This is a genomic window from Bifidobacterium miconis (assembly GCF_019331735.1).
Classification (GTDB): domain Bacteria; phylum Actinomycetota; class Actinomycetes; order Actinomycetales; family Bifidobacteriaceae; genus Bifidobacterium; species Bifidobacterium miconis.
Window position 1 is genome coordinate 71,861 of record NZ_JAHBBH010000003.1, and the last position, 20,639, is coordinate 92,499.

General features: G+C 61.7%; 13 protein-coding genes. 4 read left to right on the top strand and 9 right to left on the bottom strand.

Annotated features, from left to right (window positions below):
- Positions 1–195: 195 nt before the first annotated feature.
- Positions 196–3,741, bottom strand: coding sequence for a tetratricopeptide repeat protein (locus tag KIH79_RS01805; protein ID WP_219057822.1), 3,546 nt, complete (start codon positions 3,739–3,741; stop codon positions 196–198).
- 64 nt (positions 3,742–3,805) lie between these two features.
- Between KIH79_RS01805 and KIH79_RS01810 the strand changes: the two genes are divergently transcribed.
- The 3 genes from KIH79_RS01810 (at position 3,806) to KIH79_RS01820 (ending at position 8,934) form a co-directional block, all read left to right on the top strand.
- Positions 3,806–6,139 carry a glycosyltransferase gene (locus KIH79_RS01810; protein ID WP_236023527.1) on the top strand — a complete coding sequence of 778 codons (2,334 nt, stop codon included), beginning with the start codon at positions 3,806–3,808 and terminating at the stop codon, positions 6,137–6,139.
- 145 nt (positions 6,140–6,284) lie between these two features.
- Positions 6,285–7,934 (top strand): aryl-sulfate sulfotransferase, encoded by a 1,650-nt coding sequence (locus KIH79_RS01815; RefSeq protein ID WP_219057880.1) that lies wholly within the window; start codon positions 6,285–6,287, stop codon positions 7,932–7,934.
- A 193-nt stretch (positions 7,935–8,127) separates the two neighbouring features.
- Positions 8,128–8,934, top strand: coding sequence for an ATP-binding cassette domain-containing protein (locus KIH79_RS01820; protein WP_219057823.1), 807 nt, complete (start codon positions 8,128–8,130; stop codon positions 8,932–8,934).
- A 132-nt stretch (positions 8,935–9,066) separates the two neighbouring features.
- On the opposite strand, the gene KIH79_RS01825 is transcribed toward KIH79_RS01820, so the two are convergent.
- The 7 genes from KIH79_RS01825 to KIH79_RS01855 all read right to left on the bottom strand — a co-directional run bounded on the left by KIH79_RS01825 (position 9,067) and on the right by KIH79_RS01855 (position 17,896).
- Complete coding sequence (locus KIH79_RS01825) at positions 9,067–10,347, bottom strand: pyridoxal phosphate-dependent aminotransferase (protein WP_219057824.1); 1,281 nt, start codon at positions 10,345–10,347, stop codon at positions 9,067–9,069.
- 239 nt (positions 10,348–10,586) lie between these two features.
- Positions 10,587–11,351 (bottom strand): polyphosphate--glucose phosphotransferase, encoded by a 765-nt coding sequence (gene ppgK, locus KIH79_RS01830; RefSeq protein WP_219057881.1) that lies wholly within the window; start codon positions 11,349–11,351, stop codon positions 10,587–10,589.
- Positions 11,352–11,649: 298 nt separating this feature from the next.
- Entirely contained in the window at positions 11,650–13,149 is a 1,500-nt protein-coding gene (locus tag KIH79_RS01835; protein WP_051923778.1) for an ATP-binding protein, read from the bottom strand.
- 659 nt (positions 13,150–13,808) lie between these two features.
- Complete coding sequence (locus tag KIH79_RS01840; protein WP_219057825.1) at positions 13,809–14,081, bottom strand: DUF559 domain-containing protein; 273 nt, start codon at positions 14,079–14,081, stop codon at positions 13,809–13,811.
- 625 nt (positions 14,082–14,706) lie between these two features.
- Positions 14,707–15,864, bottom strand: coding sequence for an acyltransferase family protein (locus KIH79_RS01845; RefSeq protein WP_236023528.1), 1,158 nt, complete (start codon positions 15,862–15,864; stop codon positions 14,707–14,709).
- A gap of 18 nt (positions 15,865–15,882) precedes the next feature.
- Entirely contained in the window at positions 15,883–17,004 is a 1,122-nt protein-coding gene (locus tag KIH79_RS01850) for an acyltransferase family protein (protein WP_219057826.1), read from the bottom strand.
- On the bottom strand, positions 16,997–17,896 hold the full coding sequence (locus tag KIH79_RS01855) for a beta-1,6-N-acetylglucosaminyltransferase (protein ID WP_219057827.1): 900 nt from the start codon (positions 17,894–17,896) through the stop codon (positions 16,997–16,999). The genes KIH79_RS01850 and KIH79_RS01855 overlap by 8 nt, the downstream gene beginning before the upstream one ends.
- A 170-nt stretch (positions 17,897–18,066) precedes the next feature.
- On the opposite strand from KIH79_RS01855, the gene KIH79_RS01860 reads away from it, so the two are divergent.
- Positions 18,067–19,056 (top strand): DUF6625 family protein, encoded by a 990-nt coding sequence (locus KIH79_RS01860; RefSeq protein WP_219057828.1) that lies wholly within the window; start codon positions 18,067–18,069, stop codon positions 19,054–19,056.
- A gap of 53 nt (positions 19,057–19,109) precedes the next feature.
- Here KIH79_RS01860 and KIH79_RS01865 read toward each other — a convergent pair whose 3' ends face one another.
- Positions 19,110–20,630 (bottom strand): lipopolysaccharide biosynthesis protein, encoded by a 1,521-nt coding sequence (locus KIH79_RS01865; protein WP_219057829.1) that lies wholly within the window; start codon positions 20,628–20,630, stop codon positions 19,110–19,112.
- Positions 20,631–20,639 lie beyond the last annotated feature (9 nt).

The following is a 20,639-nucleotide window of genomic DNA, read 5'->3' on the forward strand; positions in this document are numbered from 1 at the left end:
CGGGAACCAGGCGTGTGAGGTTTTGGATGTTACAACCGCTATTTTCCGCCAAACCGCAATGTACGATTGTTTGAAAATGTGAGGTTTCTGGTTCCCGGGATTTTTCAGCGAAATCCCGGGAACCAGAAAGAAACCCCGGCCGTCCCAAGCCCTAAGCCCTAAGCCCCAAGCCCTAAGAGCATTAAGCCCTAAGCCCTAAGCATTAAGAGACCGCAAAAACTGCGCCTGAATCACGTCGATCCCATCGCTCTCGTCGTCGTTCATGCGCGCGCACGCGACCGACAGGGTGCGCGCGGGCACGAACATGCCGTGGTCGACGCACACCCGGGCCGCGTCGCTCACGATGCCGGCGACCTCGGTGTGCGGCCAGATCGGCAGATCATGGGCGGCGAGCACGGCCTTGGCCGCGTCGACGCCGTCGGGCACGGGCACGCACTGCGAGTCGGCGCGCGCGACGAGCTCGCGCAGTTCGCCGTCCAGCGCGCCGATCTGCCCGGGGCTGATGTGATCGCTCATGATGTACGCGGCCACGGCCACGTCGAACTGGTCGCGCATCCATTCCGCGTAGGCAAAACGGTAGTAGGCGAACGCGGCGTCGTCGCGGTCGAGCGCGACGCGCAGCGCGTTCAGGCATGCGGCACGCGCCGAATCCCAGTCCTCACTGCGGGCCAGCTGCATGGCGAGCTTCAGATGCGACAGCGGATACGCGGGCGCATAGGAGACCATCGCGTTCAGATGCGGCAGCGCGGCCTGCGCGCCTTTGACCTGCGAGAGGATGTCGGCGACTTCCATGTGCGCGTAGAACAGGTCGTCGGGAATGAGCACGGTCTGTTCGCCGGAGGTGGCGAACAGGCGGTTGTACACGACGCGTTCCGCGTACGAGTTGAAGTAGCGCGGCACGCCGGGATTGTTCGCGTACATGACGTCGAGCCGTTCGAGTTCGGCCTCGATGACGTCGATCGCGCGGTCGATCTGCCCGGAGAAGAGCAGGTCGCGCGCCTTGCCGCGCTCGCGGTTGAGCTCGTCGGACAGCTGGAACGTGATGTCGGGCGTGTCCCGGCCGTCGATGAGCGCGCTGGTGACCTGCGGCGCGAGACGGCTGAGCTCGGGGTCGGCGATGCGGTCGATGAGCCGCATGGCGCGCTGTGCCTTGTCGACGGACGGCAGTGCGTCGTCGGCGGCGAGACGGTGGAATTCGGCGACGCCGTGCTGCAGCAGGTCGACGCGCTGGATGGACAGGTCGGCCGCGTCGCGCGCGCCGAGGACGCGCGAGACGGCCGGCGCGAACGCCGCTTCGGACAGTTCGGGTTCCTCCTGCGCGCCGGCGGGCGCGAACCGGCTGTCGCGCAGGTCGAAGCCGGCGTCGGTTTCGCGCAGCGCACCGTGTCCGTCGAGCGACATGTTCGCGTCGAACATGCGGTACGTGTCGGCGGGGTGTTCGAGCCCGTCCTGATACAGCCGCGCGAGCAGCGCGTCGCGTGTGAACGTGACGGTGGCCAGCGTGCGCACGGTCGGGTTGGCGCGCAGGGCGCTGAGCGGGTCGCTCGGGTCGGCCGGCAGCGCGACGTCGCCGCCGGCGTCGTCGACGTCGCCGCCCATGTCGTCGGTCGAATCGCCGGTGTTGCCGGTGGGCATGTTGAACGCGACCTCGTCGAAGTCGACGCCGCGCATGAGATCCTCGAACTGGCTGTCGACGGTCGCCTTGTCGGCATGGTCCATGTCCCGCGACGCGGCGGAGTCCCCGTCGCCGGACGCTGCGGACGCGTCGTCCGCCCCGTCGCCGAGCGCGGGACCCGCGGCGCGCGCGTCATCGGACGGTTCCGTCGCGCCGGACATGTCGGGCATGTCCGCGGACGGGCCTTCGTCGACCGACATGGGCGGCGTGCGCGACGGGTCGCCGTGCCAGTCGCCGTCCTTCGGATCGGCCTTGCCGCCGCCGAGTCCCACGTCGCCGAAACGCAACCGGTCAAGCGTGTGCATCATCTGCTGGGCCATGTCGGAAATCGCCGAATCCTGTTCGGCGACGGCCTCCTCCAGCCCGATCGAGTCGACGTGCACCGACACGCTGCGGATGCGATCGTTCGCACCGAACATCATGGCCGCGATCATCAGGCCGACGCGCAGATTGTACGAGGCGCTCATCGCCGCGCGTTCGTCGTCGGACAGCGCGACCCACATGTGGCGCGCCGCATCGTAACGGCTCGACGGCATCATCATCGGACCGGCCGTGGTGAAGCCGACCGCGGCCTCGCCGGAGGCGAGATTCGAGCGGAACTCCACGTCGAAGCGGTACGGCAGACGCAGCCTGCGCAGCAGCGTGGACACGGTCTGCCGGTACAGCCATTCCGAACCGGCGCCGGATGCACCGGATACGCCAGATGCACCGACACCGGAAGCCCCGGAAGCCCCTGCCGGATCCGGATTGCGTTCGGCGATACGCCCGGCCTGCGCACGCGCCTCGTCGACCAGACGCATGACCGCATGCCAGCCGTCGCGCCCGGCCTCGTCGTCCGCGGCCCCGTTCGTCGCGTCCGAGCTGGACAGCGCGATCAACGCCGGATCCTCGAGCAGCATCCAGTCGATCTGCGCGGCCTGCGCGCGCGTGACCGTGTCCTCGATCGGCGTGAGCCCGAGCTTCGCGTTGCGTTCCAGCCACGCGCTCACGGCCGCGAACCGGTTGAGGTTGCCCTCGATGCGCAGCGATTTCAACGCCGCCGGGAATTGCAGGCCTGAATCCCAGGTGAAGAAGTAGTTGCCCGAATACGTGGACGTGTACAGGTGCATCGGCTCGGCGCCGTGCACCGCCTCGAGCCCGGCGGTGGGTTCGAGCGCGCCGGCCTCGTGCATGAGGTCCGCGAAATGGTCCTCGAGTCCGGAGGCGCGCATGCCGTGCGCGCGCGCGTCGAGCGTGTCGCGCAGGCAGCGGCGGATCGCGCCCATGGGCGCCTCGCGGTTGAGTCGGCGGAAGATGTTGCCCGCGCCGAATCCGATGAGCAGCCCGTGGAACATCGGCAGCAGGTACGCGGCGAAGAACGCGACGGCGATCGCGTCGCGGTATTCAAGGTCGAAGCGCATGGACGGCGGCAGTTCGGCGCGCACCTGTTCGAGCGTGTACCGGTTGCCCGCCTTCAGCCACGAGGCGAGCCAGATCATGCGTCCGGTCTCGTCGCGGCCCACGATGCCGCCCTGCACCACGTCCAGCACGCGCGGCGAGCGGCCGGAGTGCCCCGCGGCGCGCCCCTTCGCCGCCGCATCATGGCCGAAGCGCGGCCCGTCGGGCAGCTTCAGATCGCTTTCCTTGCCGAACATGAACGCGCACTGCATGCCCTGCGTGTCCGTTTCCGGATCATGGCACATGAACACGCGCCCCTTGCTGTCGGCGAGCGCCAGCTGCGCGAAATGGGTGCGGTCGGAGAACACGCCGAGCGAGAGCACGCTGCCCTGCCGGACGGGCAGCTGCGCCCATCCGAGCGTGATGCCGTCGGGCACGCCGGTCAGCTGGTCGAACACGCGCCGCTTGACGAACGGCGACAGCACGATGGCGTGTTCCTTGAACGTCTTGAGCAGATCCTCGTCACTGGCATGGTCGCCGAGGGTGTTGAGCGCGGCTCCGAGCGGGTTGGACGAGTTGCCGGACGTGGGCCTGCGGCCGCGCAAGCGCGCGTCGAGGGTACGCACCAGCCGATCGATCACGGCCGGCACGCCGAGGCCATGATTATGGTGTGGTGTGTGCTGTGGCATGCCCCACATTCTTCCCGACCAACCCGACATGAAGCCGATAGAATAAAGCCGATAGAATAATGGGATGCCCTCTTCTCTCCGTCAGTTCCGCCGTCCGATCGTCCGCCCGCGCACGCTGCTGTGCATCTGCGCGTCCATGCTGGTGATCGTCGCGCTCGAATGCGCCGTGTTCAATCTGCCGTTCTGGACGACGCTCGCGGCCAGCACCGACACGTCGGCCGCCGAGAACACGCTCGGCCCGGGCCTCGAGCGCACGGCGAGCGGCATGCTGAAGGTCACGGATCCGACGCGGGCGTGGCTCGAGGTGAAGGCGGACGGCACGTCGGCGTATGCGCGCGTCGACTTGGTCGAGACGGACGGCGCAGGCACGGCTGGCGACACCGGCAAGACCGACGGCGCCGGCAAGACGGACGACGGCGCAGGCACAACGCAGACCACGCAGGAACGCCCGCTGTCCACGTTCCATGTGCGGCTGAACGACACGACGCGGACCGGCCGAATGGATGCGGGCCGTGCGCAGGCGGTGTCGACGGCGTCGCCGCGCTCGCGGTTCGTGCGCACGGACGCCGCGTCGACGATCCGCATGTGGGTCGAGGAGCCGAAGGACTCGGTGGTGCCGATCGCCGCGGTGCGCGCGAACGTGCGCGTGCCGTTCCAGTGGGATTGGCTGCGCGTGGCCGTACTGGCGTTCGTGGTGATGCTGGTGATGCTGTGGCGGCCGGGGTCGCGTCTGTGGCGCACGCGGCTCGACCCGTCGGACGGCCGTCAGCGGCGGATGCTGACGTTGGCGCTGGCGGTGCCGGCCGTGATGACGCTGTGGGCGGTCGGCTGGCAGATCGCGAACGCCGCCCCGCTGACGTTCCACGAGCAGGGCGGATACACGTACGATTTCGACCAGTACGCGCAGACGGCGGACGCGCTGCTGCACGGCCACGCGTGGCTGGATCTGCCGGTGCCGCAGGCGTTGGCGGATGCGGCGAACCCGTACGACATCGTCACGCGCAACCGGCTGCTGGCGGAGGGCGTCACGCCGATCTACTGGGATCACGCGTTTCATGACGGCCGCTGGTATTCGTATTTCGGCGTACTGCCGGCCGTGCTGCTGTTCGTGCCGTATCAGGCGGTCACGTCGCTGTGGGTGGACGGCGGCCTGAGCCTGCCGACCGGAGCCGCCGATTTGCTGCTCATGTTCGGTTTTCTCGTGTTCGCGTGCCTGCTGGTCGTGCGGCTGCTGGCCCGCGTCGCGCCGCGCACGTCGGTGGCGAGCGCGTCGATGATCGTCGTGTTCTTCCTGCTGGCCACGAACGCGAGCTATCTGTGGTTCCGCACGAATTTCTATTCGGTGCCGATCGCCGCTTCGCTGATGTTTACCTGTCTGGGCCTGTGGCTGTGGCTGGGCGCGATCCAGCCGGCGCACCGCGTGGTCGGCGACGGCCGGCCGGACGGCGGCGTGACGGTGGTGGCTGATTGGACGGTTGCGGACGGCGCTCCCCTGTCGCTGCCGCATTTGGCGGGCGGCGCGGTGTGCATCGCCGCGAATTTCGGCTGCCGTCCGACGTTCGCCTTGTCCGCGCTGCTGGCGTTTCCGCTGTTCTGGCCGCAGATCCGCGGCATCGTGCGCGGGCTGGCGGCCCGTCGCGTGCGCCTGTCCCGCGCGTTGCGCGCGCCGCTGGCGATCGTCGTGCCGGCGCTGGTCGTCGTCGCCCCGCTGATGGCGTACAATGCGGCGCGGTTCGGCGGTCCGCTCGATTTCGGCAGCGACTATCAGCTGACGGTCACGGACATGACGCGTTACAGTCTGCCGCCCGTCGACCTGCCGTACATGATCGTCTACTATCTGCTGCTGCCGTTGCGGTTCACGTGGTCGTTCCCGTATCTGTCGATCAGTCCGGCGCCGCTGCCGCAATGGGGGTTCACGGAGCCGATGGTAGGCGGGTTCTTCGTGCTGTGCCCGTTGGCGCTGCTGGCGCTGCTGATGCCGCGCCTGCGACGGCTGGTGCCGCGCCCGTATCGTGGCGCGATGATGGTGTCGCTGGTGCTGGCGTTGGCCATGGTGGTGATCGACTCGCTGGCCGGCGGCCTTGGATGGCGGTACATGGCCGATTTCGGATGGCTGTTCGCGCTGCCCGCAATGCCGGCGATGCTGCGGCTGATGGAAGGGGGCGACGCGTTCGAACCGTTGGCCGACGAGGCGGACGAGACGGACGATCCGAAGTATCGCCGCGTGCCGCTGCACCGGCGCGCAGTGCGTCTGCTGATGATGCTGGTGATGCTCGCCTGCCTGGCCGTGATGATCGCCTCGTGCTTCGTACCGGGGCGCGACGATTCGCTGACCGCCAACAATCCGGGGCTGTTCTACGAGGTGCGTTGCTGGTTCGCGCTGCTGAATTTCAGCTGACGTTCAGCGACACGCCCGGTTTTTCCAAGTCTCGAGTCATACTAATGGACGATAGCGAATTCTTCATCCGCACGTTACCGACCATTCATCTTGCAGGAACCGAGCTAATCGAACCATGAACCAACCCACCCGTCCCAAGACCGTCATGTCGGGCAAACGCACCGCCATTCGCATCGTCTCCGCCGCCGTCGCGCTCGTCGTCGCCGTCGGCCTGTGCCTGTTCTCGTACGACAACGTCGACGCGAGCATCAAGCAGCACCGCATCGAACGGCTTAACGCGCAGATCGCGAACGTGTACACCGACGACTATCAGCAGATGGCCGAGGAGAAGCTCGTCAAGGCGCGCGACGCCAAGGAGCGCACCGTCGACGACATCTACGTGCAGGACAACCCGTACGGCACGAACACGACGTCGCTGTACGTGTACTTCAACTCGCAGTACGAGACCAAGGTGACGTACACGGTCTCCGCCGACGGCTATCCGGACTTCACGGCCACCGCCTATCAGGACAAGGAGTACCAGACCGAACACGAGTTTCTGGTGCTGGGCCTGATTCCGGGCGTCGAGAACACGATCAAGTTCACACTCACCGACGACAACGGCCTCTCGCTCGACTACACGATCACGCATCAGGGCCCGAAGCTGCTCGGCACCGAGGCGGTCACGCTCGAGCAGACCGTCTCCGCGAAGGACGGCGAGGACCTCGGCAACGGCCTGTACGCGATCCTCGGCAACGACAGCAACGAGCAGGACTTCATGTACTACTACGACACGAACGGCGTGCTGCGCGGCGAAGTGCCGGTCAAGTACTACCGTTCGCACCGCCTGCTGTTCGACGACAATGGTCTCATGTGGTTCTCCGCGTCCACGCACACGATGGTCGGCATGAACCGTCTCGGCAAGCTCGAGAAGATCTACGATCTGGGCGGCGACTTCATCCTCCACCACGACTACGCGCTCGACGCGGACGGCAACATCGTGCTGCTCGCCACCGATCTGAGCCGCGAGGACCACGCCGTGCAGGACCAGGTCGTCAAGCTCGACACGAGCACCGGCAAGACGACGCTGCTGCTCGACTTCGGCGAAATGTTCGCCGACTACAAGTCCACCACCGACCATTCCGGCATCGACGAATCCGACCCGACCGCCACGAACCGCTGGGACTGGCTGCACTGTAACACGATCCAGCTGCTGCCCGACGGCTCCGCGCTGTTCTCCGCGCGCGAGACGTCCACGATCATCAAGGTGAACGATCTGGAGGGCACGCCCACGCTCGACTACATGATCGGCGAAAAGTCCGTGTGGGACGGCACGTCGTACGCCGACGCGTTCCTGACCAAGGACGGCGACTTCGGCGACACCGGCGGCCAGCACTCCATCACGTACGTGGCCGACGATTCGTTGGAGGACGGCCAGTACTACATTTATATGTTCGACAACAACTTCGGCTACGCGATGACCCGCCCCGACTTCGACTGGACCGTGATCAGCGGCATTTCGACCGCGCAGTCGAGCAAGGACAAGGATTCCAACTCGCAGTACCGCAAGTATCTGGTCGACGAGAAGGCCGGCACATACAAGGAGGTCACCTCGTTCGACGTGCCGTACTCGCCGTACGTAAGCTCCGCGCAGGTGCTGTCCAACGGCAACGTGCTCATCGATTCGGGTATGCAGGGCCTGTTCGGCCAGTACGACGCGGACGGCAACCAGCTCGTCCAGTACAAGATGGAGCTCAACACCGCGTACATCTACCGCGTCTACCAGTACGACTTCAAGGGCTTCTACTTCGCCTGAGATCCCAGGCCCGTTCCGGAACCGGCGGTAGCCGCAGCGTGTGCAATGCAGGACAGTCTTTCGGCTGACTGTGTTGTCAGTTCGCTGTCGCTCGCTCCTCGCCTGCAAACGCCCTATGATGCTGACTGGGGGAGCGTCAGAGCCACCGCATCATTCATCTCGAACAGTCCCATGCCGACTACACTGTGGAAGCATGGGACTGTTTGATTTTCTGGGCGGCAAAAGCGCGGCGGACAAGCCGTCGTCCGTCACGTTCACGGTCGCCGGCGCCGGCCACCGCTACGACGACAACGGGATCGGCCTGCTGCCGGTTGACCTGACGATCGGCCCGGACACGCGCCGCGTCGCGATCATCGGACTCAACGGATCCGGCAAGACGACGCTGCTCAAGCTGCTCGACGGCGCGCTCAAGCCGTCCGTCGGCACGGTGACGGTCACGGCCGGCGGCGAGACGCTCGACACGGCGAACCGCCGCGACCTGAAGCGCATCGGGGATCTGGTCGGCCGCGTGCGCCGCGAGGAGATTCCGGAAAGCTACTATCAGGCCAAGGACATCCGCGAGGCGATCGACCAGCCGCTCAAGAAGCACAAGGTGCCGGAGGCCGCGCGGCAGGAGACGATCGGCGCGCTGTTCGCGCACTTCGACCTGACGTCCGTGGCGATGCAGCCGGCCAGCGCGCTCGACAGCGAGAAACGGCATCTGCTCGCGATCGCGTCCGCGCTGAGCTTCGCGCCGGCGGCGATCGTGGCCGACGAGCCGACCAAGGGACTTGACGAGATCGGATCCGCGCACGTGGCGCGCGCCCTGTTCAGCTACGACAAGCAGGTGATCTTCGCCACGCACGACCTCGAGCTGATCCAGCGCCCGGAGTACGCGATCGACCGCACGATCGTGCTCGACGAGCACGACATCGTCTTCGACGGCTCCCCCGCCGACGCCGCCGCGTGCTACACCGATCTCATTCGCAAGAAGTACGAGGAAACCAAGCAACGTCAGTAAACGCGTGAAGAGCTGGCGGAGCCTCGGCTCCCTCGGCTGAGGGAGCTGTCCGCGAAGCGGACTGAGGGAGCGTCTGCGGCACGGGCGTGCCGCTATCAACGCAGCATCACGCAAAACGTGATACCGCTACTGCTACCCCACCAGCCCGTTGACCGTATCCAGCACGGCGCGCACGTTGCGCTCGAACTCGGCCGGTTCGGGCAGCAGCGAAATCGCGAGATATCCGTTCGACGCCATGTCGAAGAAGTATCCCGGCTGGCCGCTCAATCCGTGCCGTTCGATCATCGCGAGGACGAGCTCGTTCTCGTCGATCACGCTCGGCACACGCAACAGCACGTTCCAGCCGCCCTCCGCGCGCAGCACGCTGACCAGCCCGTGCTCGTCCGCGTCGAGCAGCCGGTGCAGCGTCGTGAGATTGCCGTGCACGCGGGCGCGCACGCGATCCGTCTGGCTGCCGGCCGCGTCGAGCAGCGCGGGAATATCACGCGCGATGATGTCGCTCATCGGCAGATAGTCGTCGGCGATCACGTCGAGCCGACGCTGCGCTTCGGCCACGTCGCCGGCCGGACCGGACACCTGGATCCAGCCGACCTTCGCATGCGGCGCGGCGAGCATTTTCGAGAACCCATCCAGTGCAAACGTAAGCACTCCGGGCTCCCCCGCGAGCCGCGCGTTGCCGGCGAACGGCTCGAGCGTGTAGTCGTAGAACACTTCGTCGGCGATGATCGCGACGCCGCGCTTGCGGCACAACGCCACGATCCGCTCGCGCTCCGCGGGCTTGACGTACGAGCCGGTCGGATTGTTCGGGTTGATCAGAACGAGCGCGCGGATGCGCTCGCCAACGTTCGCGTCGTCGAGCAGTGCTTCGAGTTCGGCGACGTCGATGTACCACGATCCGTCGAACTGCAGCTGGTATTCGACCGTGTCAACGCATTCGAGACGGGCGATCGATTCGATGAGCGGATAGCCGGGCTTGGGCGCGAGCACCGCGTCGCCCGCGTCGCACAGCAGTTTGATGAGCCACGAGTACGCTTCGGACGTGGAGCTGAGGATGTAGAGGCTGTCGGGATTGACCGGCTCGACCGAATCGGCGGCACCAACCGCCCCCGCATTCGTACGATTGCTCGCAGTGTCCGATCCCGAGCCGTCGGCGTCGAATGCGACGGAATCATCGTCGGCAGCGGCACGGGGAGCATAGGTCGCGGTCAGGAACGCGGCGAGCGCCTCGCGCGCCTTGCGCGGGCCGCGCGGATCGGCCGTGTAGATTTCCGGCACCAGTGCCGGGGCCAGACCGTGACGGGTCGGGTTGGAATCGTTGAGCTTGCCGAGCACGGTGCCTTGGCGCTTGGCGGCCGCTTCCGCCGCGGCGATCGGATTGGGCGCGCTGATGTCGACTCTTGAGGAAAATCGCATGGCTGTCAGTCTAGCCACGCATCACGAAAACCCGTCAATCACCCGTGGCGGAAAACGCTCATTGACAGTACTGTCAGTGAGCGAAAACCGCCACTCCGACCACGTCGTGGCAGAAAATGCTCGCTCACGGCGATCTCAGTGAGCATTTTCCGCCACGAGGGAGAGCAACATCGCCCATATGGCAGCAAAAAGGCTCCCCACAAGGGAGGAGCCGGTAAGGATTTACGCGCGAAGTGTCGTCACTGCTTGGTGCTGGCGAAGTACGCGGCGCCGACGATGCCGGCCTCGTTGCGCAGCTTGGCCGGGACGATCGGCGTCTTGATGTCGATGTACGGCAGGAACTTGTCGCTCTGACGGCTCACGCCGCCGCCGACGACGAACAGGTCCGGGTTGAAGTACTTTTCCATCAGGCCGTAGTACTTGGTGAGTCGCTTGGCCCACTTCTTGTAGCCGAGTTCCTTCTGTTCGCGCACGCCGGAGGACGCGTACTTTTCGGCGTCGAGGTGCTTTTCGTCGAGGATGATGTGGCCGAGCTCGGTATTCGGCACGAGCGTGCCGTTCATGATGAGTGCGGTGCCGATGCCGGTGCCGAGCGTGGTCGCAATGACGAGGCCGTTCTGTCCCTTGGCCGCGCCGTACTGCTGTTCGGCGAGACCGGCGGCGTCCGCGTCGTTGACGACGACGACCGGGCGGCCGCACGCTTCGGAGAAGACTTCCGTCACGTCGACGCCGATCCACGACTGGTCGAGGTTGGCCATGAAGTCGAGCTTCTGGCCGGGCTTGATCGGGGCCGGGAACGCAATGCCGACCGGTGCGGAGTCCGGAACCTCGAAGTGGTCGAGCTGCTGGCGCACGATCGCGGCGACGGCCTGCGGGGTGGAGACTGCCGGGGTGAGGATCTTCAGGCGCGGCTCGGCGAATTCGCCCTTTTCCAGGTCGACCGGCGCCGCCTTGATGCCGGAACCGCCGATGTCCACGCCGAACGCTTGTGCCGTTTCAATCATCATTGACCCCTCTCTGTGAGTTGGCCGGATTCGCGGCCGGGTATGTGCAATCATTGGCATTGTATAACGGAACGCCATCGACACGCGGCATTGGTCTTGCCCTGCGGTTGCGCGGGAGGCGGCGGGGACGGGTCGCGGACGCTCTTCTGCTCCGTCTCGGCATCATCCCCGACTCAAGACTCGCGCTCATAAACATAGCCGGATCGTCTGTGAATCATCCGTGAAGCAAATACCAGGCAAATAAATTTTTGGCGGAATTCCAACGATTATCGAACTTTTCCCAGCTTGGCAGCATCATTCAGGCAAATAAATTCTGCGCAATATCCGCAGCCGTTGAGACACCCGCCCATGCCGGCAGATACTGCCTCTTCTTGTTTGCCGCATCCGCGTCAGCTAGGCGGATCAGTCCCGCTTCGATGCTTTCCGATATCAGCCGCGAGATTTGCGAGCTGGACGTGGCCGGAAGACCGAAGCGCATGCGCAACGACGCATTGGTCAGAAAATCGCCATTGGCATACTGCACGCACGCGTGCCAATAACACGCCTGCATGCGTTCAGCTACTGTCAGGTTGCGGTAAGGCCGACGCTGCATGAGCCGCACTCTCATACTGGGGGCATCTCCACGTGTTTCCTGAATCTCCGGAGCCGGAAGCTGCATAAGTTCGCAGGAACGTATGATCTTGTCCCATCCGGAACCGGCTTCCTCACACATGTTCAGTCTCCGTGCCAGTTTTGCCAGCTTCGGATTCCGTGATTGCGGCGGATCGTTGACCAGACGCGATACTTCGATCAGAGAAGATCCGGGGTTGGAGAATTCCACACGATCTTCGAAGATCTCCACCAAGGGTCCGCTGCCCCTCACCGTGAGATCCTGATGAATGAGCATGTTGCCTAATAACTCACGAATCGCAAGCTCAGGATATCCTTGCACAGTTACGCGAAGACCACGGTCGATCTCTTCCCGTTCCGGAAGCAGCGCCTGCAAGTAATCCAGTATGGCGTCGATGTCCGCGTATCCTCCGGGGAATGTCTTTGACCGGGTTGCGGATAGCCGATCCTTGCCTGTGTACCGGATGATGCGGATAGCCTTTCTGGAAACGGTTTCAAAATCGTCCATTTTCACGGCGAACAGCAATGCGCCTAAATTGGTGATAGCGTATTGTCCGCTGTCCAACGGCTTGACTATCGAATCGGCAATCAAATAGTGCAGTATGCCCGACCCGCCTTCCGGCAGGGGGATACCGGTTTGGGTGAAGTATCTGGCCCAATTCAGTTTGGACAGTACTTCATCGCGACTCAGCCACCGCATGGCGATCTGATCCTCGAATGCGCCGGTTCTCGTCAAATCCCAAAGTCGTTGTTCACGTTGCGTGTTCTTCTGCAACGGCTGTGTGGACGTTCCCGATCTGATGTATTCGACGTTGTCGAAGGAAACCGGATATCCAATGGCCGGCCAGATTCGCAGCACCACAACGGTTTTCCCGTCAATTTCCACGGGAATGAACTGAAACTCCGCGTTATCGGACAGCTTCACGCGAAGCCAGATCTCCAACTCCTGATTGCCGCGCTTGGCGGTCAGCGGATTGAATGATGTTCCAATGACCGCATGACTGGAATCGTCGATTCCCCACACCATATAGGCATAATCCTGACCTTCCACTACAGCGGAATTCGCCAAGGCGGCGATATCACGTCCGATCATCTCAAATCGAGCGTTGGAATCCTTGAACTCTATCGTCTGCGTTTCCGACACGGATTGCGCCAGTCGAATCACCAGCGCCACGTAATCTTCGGGCATCGGCCCACCTACTTTCCGCTCGACAATGACGATCAATGCCTTCAGTGTATCGCCGCAGCATACCGCAAAGCAAATACCAAGCAAATAAATTTTTGGCGGAATTCCAACGATTATCGAACTTTCCGCAGCTTGGCGGCATCATTCAGGCAAATAAATCGCCAATGCGGAGCGGAACCGGACGAGTGAGGACGGACAGGAGGAATTCAACGACGACAAGACGCAGAACGCCGTCGCGATGGCCGTGACGTGCATGGGAGAGCACGTCAAGGGATTGTCCCGCGAGTTCAGGAACGCCGAGCCGCAGACCGAATGAAAAACGATCGCCGGCACGCAGGACAGGATCGTGCACGACTGCGACGAGCTTGATTTCGGGCTCTTCGCATTTTGGCGTGTATGAGTCGTGCGGTCCGAGGTATCGGAATCGCGCTATCGCGCGATGCTGTGCTGTCAGCGGCAGCTGTAGCTGCCGCCAAGGCAAGTGTTCAACGCTTGTGACGCTGGCGGTAGCCTCGGCCCCCTCGGCTGAGGGGGCTGTCGACCGACAGGTCGACTGGGGGAGCGTCGCGGCACGTTAGTGCCGCCAACAACACGGCATCGCGCGCAGCGCGATACCAATACCAGAGCCGCAATGCCCTCTTATCGCATGGCAATCCTTGCTGCTACCACCCGGTCAATCTCCATGCACACTCATTGAACATGCGATCCACCTGATTGTTCGCAAACCTCACCACCAGCAGGTCTTCATTCTCCAAGTCCCGGGTGCGAATGGCGTTCTTTTCCTGTTGTTTCAACGTGTAGTGGCCGCCACCGTCGAGTTCGACCACAAGTCTGGTCTTCGCGCAGTAGAAGTCGACGATATGCCGGCCGATCGGGGTCTGCCGCTGCCAGCGCAGCGTATGGGTGCTAACCGGTACCAGAGTTTGCGCTCCCATGGGGTCATGTTTTTGCGCAGTTGTTTGGCTAGAGGCGTGTTGGCCTTGTGACATTCCCTCATGGGTTGAGTGTAGTGGATGCGCGGGTGGTATCGGAATCGCGCTGTGCGCGATGCCGTGTTGTTGGCGGCGCACGGCGCCGCGGACGCTCCCCCAGTCACGCTTCGCGTGACAGCCCCCCTCAGCCGAGGGGGCCGAGGCTCCGCCAGCATCATAGTGCGTTGAACACTGGCAAGCGCGGCGGCCGGGCCGCCGCTGGAAACAGTATTGCGCGTGAGTGCAATGCCGTGTTCATCGCGCGGCAGCGCGATGCTGGGATTGCGCTATCGCGCAATCTCACGGCAACACAGCATCACGCGACAGCGTGATCCCGACACCACCGGGACAACGCCCGTACACACCAAAATGCGAAGAGCTTGATTTCGCATGTCTGTATCAGACCGTCACGCGGGAGCCGCCGCAGATGATCGCCGTGCCGCAGCCGTACGTTGACGAACCGCAGCACGTTGTACCGCGCACCGATACGCTGCTTGACGTGCCGCGCTTATGAGCGGTGTCCTGTGCATGTCACAATTCCTCAGACTCCCAGCCGACCGTAGACGACGGTATGTACCATCAACCAAGATCACCGAATCGCGCCGTCATACGCAGCCACGGCCGAAGACCGCTGAGTCTTGCCCAATATGCCCGGCAGACAGCGGTTCATGATCTCGGCGCAGGGCGTGCAAATGGCGAGGTTGATGAGTATCGCGCCGAAGCAGCATGCCATCCGCATGGCGATATCGGACGACGTAGTATCCAGACCGATCAGGCTGAGCAGCCACGGAATCAACGACGGATAGATCGGAGCATTCACGCAATAGAACACCAACGTATTACGTCCCCAATACGAGAGCGTCCCTCCCAGCGCACGATTCATGGCCGGTACATCCGCGATCAGACGGGACACGGCCAGCACCATCCACACACCCGAAACAGCACCGACCACGAAACACGCCGGATTGCCCAAATCGTTCATATACGGGTTCACCGACCCATGGAACACATGGCCGTTCACCCACACCGATACGATCAGCACCATGGCGGCCGGCAGAATGACCCACGCCGACAGCGCCCGGCGCAACGCCCGCGCGTGGCGGCGCAACAGGATGCCCAGCACGAAGAATCCGAACATCGACAACGCCACATCGCAACCCCACGGCAACACGATATAGACATACGCACTGTATGTCCAACCCAGCGTCACCGCTATCACTGCGGCCACGACCAATGCGGCATCACGCCGACGCCCCCGCAGCCCGAACCGGTCAAGGAACCGCAGCAGCGCATAGCCGCCGACCTCCATCATGAACAGACAGGTAAGGAACCAAGGAATGACGCCGAATCCATCATGCCCGCGTAAGTTGATCGCATACCCGGCGAACCATGTGAGATATGCGGCAGGAGACCAAGTCTCTCCATGGAGCAGGCCGATCAATCGTTCGACGAGAAACGGCACGACGCTGAGAAACAGTCCGGGTACGATCAAGGTGCGCACCTTGTTCCGCAGGAATGGCGGAAACGAACGGTATTTGCGGGTCGAGAACACGAATCCGGACAGGAAGAAGAACACCATCATGTCATAGGCGGACACCACCGCTGACAATCCGTCCGGCGCCGCACCGTGCATGACGAACACGCCGATAATGGCGAACGCCTTCGCATAATCCACCCAGAGGATACGGCCTCTTGATGCGGGCAACACTGGCAATGTGCCAACGACATCACTGCTATGCTGTCTCATTTGTCTCTCCCCTCGCCCTCAGGAACGAAGCCCGAGCATTCGCTGCACCGGTTTGACGATGACGCCATCGTAAACGAACGCCAACATCGTCAGCGCGGCAAACAAGCCCGCCACCGTCGGGATCATCAGCCCCACCACGGTGAGCACGGTGTTCGGGTGCGGCAGGATGGCGGTCAAAACCGTCCACACATTGGCCCTGACGTACGGGTTCTCATGAATCAGATAGACGCCGAACACACTGCCGCTGACCGGCATGACATATCGTGATATACGACCCGCATCAATAGCCGGAGCCTTCATCATGGCGACGAACACCATGGACGAAGCGACAAGCTCCACTGCGGGGACAACTCCGAATACGCTGCGGCTATCGGACCTCAGCCAATCCCAGAATCCGAATCGCAGCGCCGCATAGATGAACAGAACGAGCACCAGGTATGCCACCGCCATGGCGACCAATGCGGTCCACCGATTGACAAATCGGTACAATCGGCTGCTCTCGCCATGCAGTCGCAGCCACCCACCGATCAGATAGCCTGCCATGGCATACGTCCATGTGGTCCAGAACAACGGTGCCAGCGAAACGAGCGGCATCAGACTTACGAACATCAGCACCATGATGAGACGCAATGATGCCTGTCGCGTCGCATGATGAAGCACCATGTTCAGATACGGCGACACCATCATCATCAGCACATAAGCCGTGATGAACCAGTACGTTCCGTTGAATACCGGCAGCAGGGCGGTGTACAGGGTGCGGAACAGCTCCGCCGGCGCGAATATCGCGCGGATCCCGTCTGTGGGATGCACGATCAGCAGACACGCCTGCAGCAACAAGATGCCGGCCGTATAGAGGAACGTCTGCACCATGACCGAAACCGGTTTGCGCAGATGGAACTCCTTGTTGACCTGGAAATATCCGGATAGCAGGAAGAACAGGCATACGCCTATCTGCCCCGCGCAATGATTCCATGCCCAGGCGGCCGACCGTGAAAGAAGCGGCCCCGAGTCTTCGAGATCCCATCCCATGTTGGCGACGAAATGACAGCTGACAATCAGCAGCATGGCCATGATGCGAAGCATCTCGAAACGCACATCGCGATTATTGTTTGAACCGCTCTTCTTTGCCCCGCTATTCACCGCGCTCCCCGTCCACGAGATAGCCGGCTTTGCGCAGGAAATCCCTCGAGATGCCGGAGTCGATTTTTCTGGCGAAGAAGGATCCCGATTCCATCGCCTTGGGGTAATCCGACGCATCCAGATATGCGGGCAGACTTCCGTTGCGCTTATGCCAATCCATATATCGCAGATTGTCGGGCACGATGTCTTTGGCATACGGCGAATTGACGAGCACGGTTTGGAACAGGAACTCTTCAGGAATCTGCGCCTGATAGAGATCCTTCATGAATTTCGGATGGGCATCCACAAAATCAAGCACATACCTCGCCGCGTCCACGGGCAACGACATCCATACCAGTCCCTGCGCCAGATTCGTCTCCCCGCCGAAACTATCGTTGACGATATGCAGCGTCTTCTGCAGGGCGATGTCGATATCGCGCAAGGCATGCACCGTCTTGTTCCAGTAATCGTATCGCCAGAAACGGTTCTTCAACTGGTACATGGCCTTCTGATGAGGAGCCATCTGGTCGACAGTGCGGCAGTCCATATAGATGCGATGATCGCCATCGAAGAATTGTCCGAATTCCGCATCGGACCGAATCGGAATGTCCTGTCCGGAGATGAGATGGATGTAGCCGTCGCCTTCCGTACACGCAACGGCCCGACGCGTCAGTTCCAGCAACGCCAACAGATGCTTGTAACTTCCCCATGAAATGGCGTGCCGTTTCTCGGCGTAGGTGTTTTCCAGCATGTTAAAACGTGCTACATCATCATCGCCGATGACTGTGGACGACGCATCCACATGGAGCAAGATATTGTGATTGTCCTTCAATCGGTCGATGAGCCGCTCCAGATTCTCCATGTCCTTGTAAGCGGTAACGACGAACGAGTGCGACAAATGCTGGGTAATCATCGGGATTATCTTTCTGCTACGTATTTGCTATGCCGGCAATCTTTATTGCCGACCCGTATCCGTTCGTATGACAGGCAACATGATACCTGAATACCGCTGACACGAAGGCACCGGCTTCTCTGCGGAACCACGTATCATGGAATCATTTCGGAGCGACACGAAAGAGGACCATGGCAACGCGTAAATGCGCCTTCATTATTCCGTATTACGGGAAGTTTCCCAACTATTTCCAGCTTTTCCTAGATAGCTGCGGCAAAAACCCGGACTATGATTGGCTGGTCTTCACCGACGATCGCACGGAGTACGATTATCCGGCCAACGTGCATGTCCGCTACGAGACGTTCAGGGATATGCAGGAGCGTGCACAACATTGCTTCGATTTCCCCATCAGTCTGAAAAGCCCATACAAACTGTGCGACTACCGACCGGCATATGGACTTCTCTTCGCCGACTATCTGACCGACTATTCGCATTGGGGTCATTGCGACTGCGACCTGATTTTCGGCAAGCTCAGCGATTTCGTCACCGACGACATGCTGGACCGGTACGAGAAGATTTTCGCGCAGGGGCACTGCTCCATCTACAAGAACGACGAGATCGCCAACCACGCGTTCATGCTGCCGTTGAACGGCGAACCGATCTATCGAAAGGTCCTTACCGAAGATCGTGCGTTCACCTTCGACGAAAGCTATCTGCCGACGAACGTGAACCGCATCTTCGACCAGAACGGCCTTCCCATCTTCACAAATGATCTGTCCGCAAACACCGACTCCCGCAGCAGTATATTCCGACTGACCCATTATGATGCGGCATTGGACACCTATATGACGGAGCGTCCGTTGCGTGCTGTTTATACATGGAGCAACGGCATTCTCAGCCGCTCATACTATCGCTTAGGCGAGTTCCGAACGCATGAACTCATGTACATGCACCTGCAACGTCGCCATATGGATGTTGATCCGGCACTGACCCGTACAAAGGCGAATACTGTAATCCATATTCTGCCCGGGCTGTTCACTGTCCTTCCGGCCGATACCGTCACCAAGGACAATTTCAAAACCATAAGATGGAAGCACAGAACCAATCATCGTCGGAAGATTCTCATCGGAGATCTGCGATTCCAGTACAAACGCGCGAAGAGGAAGTTCCTGAACCGATAATTCAGAGTGATGCGGTTCATCGGCGCCGATGAACCGCATCACGAGTCCCGTGATCACCCACGCCTGCGACGGAGGATCAGCAACGCCCGTCCGCGTTCCTCGCCACTCAGCATGATAAGACAGTTCGCGATCAAGGCGACTGGCATGCAGACCGACGCTGCAATAAAGAACCCCGGCCAACTCGTCACCGGGACGACATACGCATACACCGCACATACAAGAAGCACAGGAGCCAGACACCATACGCTGCGCATCAGCATCCGGAACATGTCCGGAAACGAATAGCTGAGGCATCGGGACGCATACCACGGCAAGAAGATGAAGTTCTTGAGCGTGTCAAGTATCGCCTGCACAAGGATGATCGCCCAAATGCCGGCATCGGTCCAGAGTAGCAGCGGAATGACGATGACGATGTTCAATACGCCGCATACGAGAAACGCCAGTGCGGGCACCTTGAGCTTGCCGGTGACGATGAACACGTTGTTCAGCACCATACTGCCGCACGAGAATAAGGTGGGGATCAACGTCAACACCGACATCCATTGCAGGAATTCCACGTTCTGCCCCGGCACCCACAGATCGAAGAATGATGTGCCGAACACAATAAGGAATCCCACCGGCAGCGCATACGTGACGGCCACGACCTTAAGCGAGAACTCCATGAAGCGGTGGAAATCCGCTTGCCGCCCTTTGGCATAGTACTGCATAAGCTGCGGGGCGAACACTCCCACCAGCGTGCTGCCCAGCGACATCAACACACTGGGTACGGTCTTCGCCAACGAGAATTCGCCGGCGATTTGCGGACCGACGAACAGGTTCGCGAGATACAGTCCCAACGTAATCAGCAGGGTGTAGCTTAACGAGTCGATGGAGTTCCAGATACCTGACGACAGTAGCTCCTTGATCGCACTGACACGGAACCGACCCTTGCTCATCCCGAGTTCCGGAGTGAGCGTCCGCGTGTAGTGGATGTTCGCCGCACAGTTATATGCGGTGACGATCAGCATGGTGGCGGTGATGTAGTAGATCTTCGGCTGGAGCGCCGCGAACAGGCCAATGAGAATCGCCGCGCGCAGGAGATTGGATTCGATATTGCGCAGCGAGGATTTCTCCAGTCGATTGCGCACGTAATACACGCATCCGAATACCGATAGCACGAGCGAGATCTCGGTGCCCAGCATGGAAAAGAGGAACGCCCAGCGTACATCGTCCAGCAGGTTCGCCGGTACGTTCATGATCCACTGCGGGAACGCGGAGAACAGGAATCCCGGCACGGCGAGCACCACGGCGAGCAGCGAATTGGCGATGAACACCGACTTGAAGTACATGTTCGCCTTGTCCATGTCTCCGCGGTTGTATGCCAAGGCGATGTATCGGCCGGCCATTGAATTCAGCGCCGTAGTAAGGATCGACGTGTAGCCGATGATGTTGTTGATCAGCGGGACAAAGCCATAAGCCGTTGTCCCCAACGTATTGACGATATACGGCGTCAGGAAGAAGTTGACGCCGAACTGCACCGCGAATGCGATGACCGTGGCGGCCATGTTCACGGCCAATCGTTTCTTCTCGCTCATCGATTCAAT

Excerpts from the sequence above, each read along its gene's own strand:
- KIH79_RS01855 (WP_219057827.1), bottom strand. The coding sequence starts at position 17,896 with ATGATTACCCAGCATTTGTCGCACTCGTTCGTCGTTACCGCTTACAAG.
- KIH79_RS01840 (WP_219057825.1), bottom strand. The coding sequence starts at position 14,081 with ATGGGAGCGCAAACTCTGGTACCGGTTAGCACCCATACGCTGCGCTGG.
- KIH79_RS01860 (WP_219057828.1), top strand. The coding sequence starts at position 18,067 with ATGGCAACGCGTAAATGCGCCTTCATTATTCCGTATTACGGGAAGTTT.
- KIH79_RS01865 (WP_219057829.1), bottom strand. The coding sequence starts at position 20,630 with ATGAGCGAGAAGAAACGATTGGCCGTGAACATGGCCGCCACGGTCATC.
- KIH79_RS01810 (WP_236023527.1), top strand. The coding sequence starts at position 3,806 with ATGCCCTCTTCTCTCCGTCAGTTCCGCCGTCCGATCGTCCGCCCGCGC.
- KIH79_RS01815 (WP_219057880.1), top strand. The coding sequence starts at position 6,285 with ATGTCGGGCAAACGCACCGCCATTCGCATCGTCTCCGCCGCCGTCGCG.
- KIH79_RS01805 (WP_219057822.1), bottom strand. The coding sequence starts at position 3,741 with ATGCCACAGCACACACCACACCATAATCATGGCCTCGGCGTGCCGGCC.
- KIH79_RS01820 (WP_219057823.1), top strand. The coding sequence starts at position 8,128 with ATGGGACTGTTTGATTTTCTGGGCGGCAAAAGCGCGGCGGACAAGCCG.
- KIH79_RS01845 (WP_236023528.1), bottom strand. The coding sequence starts at position 15,864 with ATGAGACAGCATAGCAGTGATGTCGTTGGCACATTGCCAGTGTTGCCC.
- KIH79_RS01835 (WP_051923778.1), bottom strand. The coding sequence starts at position 13,149 with ATGCCCGAAGATTACGTGGCGCTGGTGATTCGACTGGCGCAATCCGTG.
- ppgK (WP_219057881.1), bottom strand. The coding sequence starts at position 11,351 with ATGATTGAAACGGCACAAGCGTTCGGCGTGGACATCGGCGGTTCCGGC.
- KIH79_RS01825 (WP_219057824.1), bottom strand. The coding sequence starts at position 10,347 with ATGCGATTTTCCTCAAGAGTCGACATCAGCGCGCCCAATCCGATCGCC.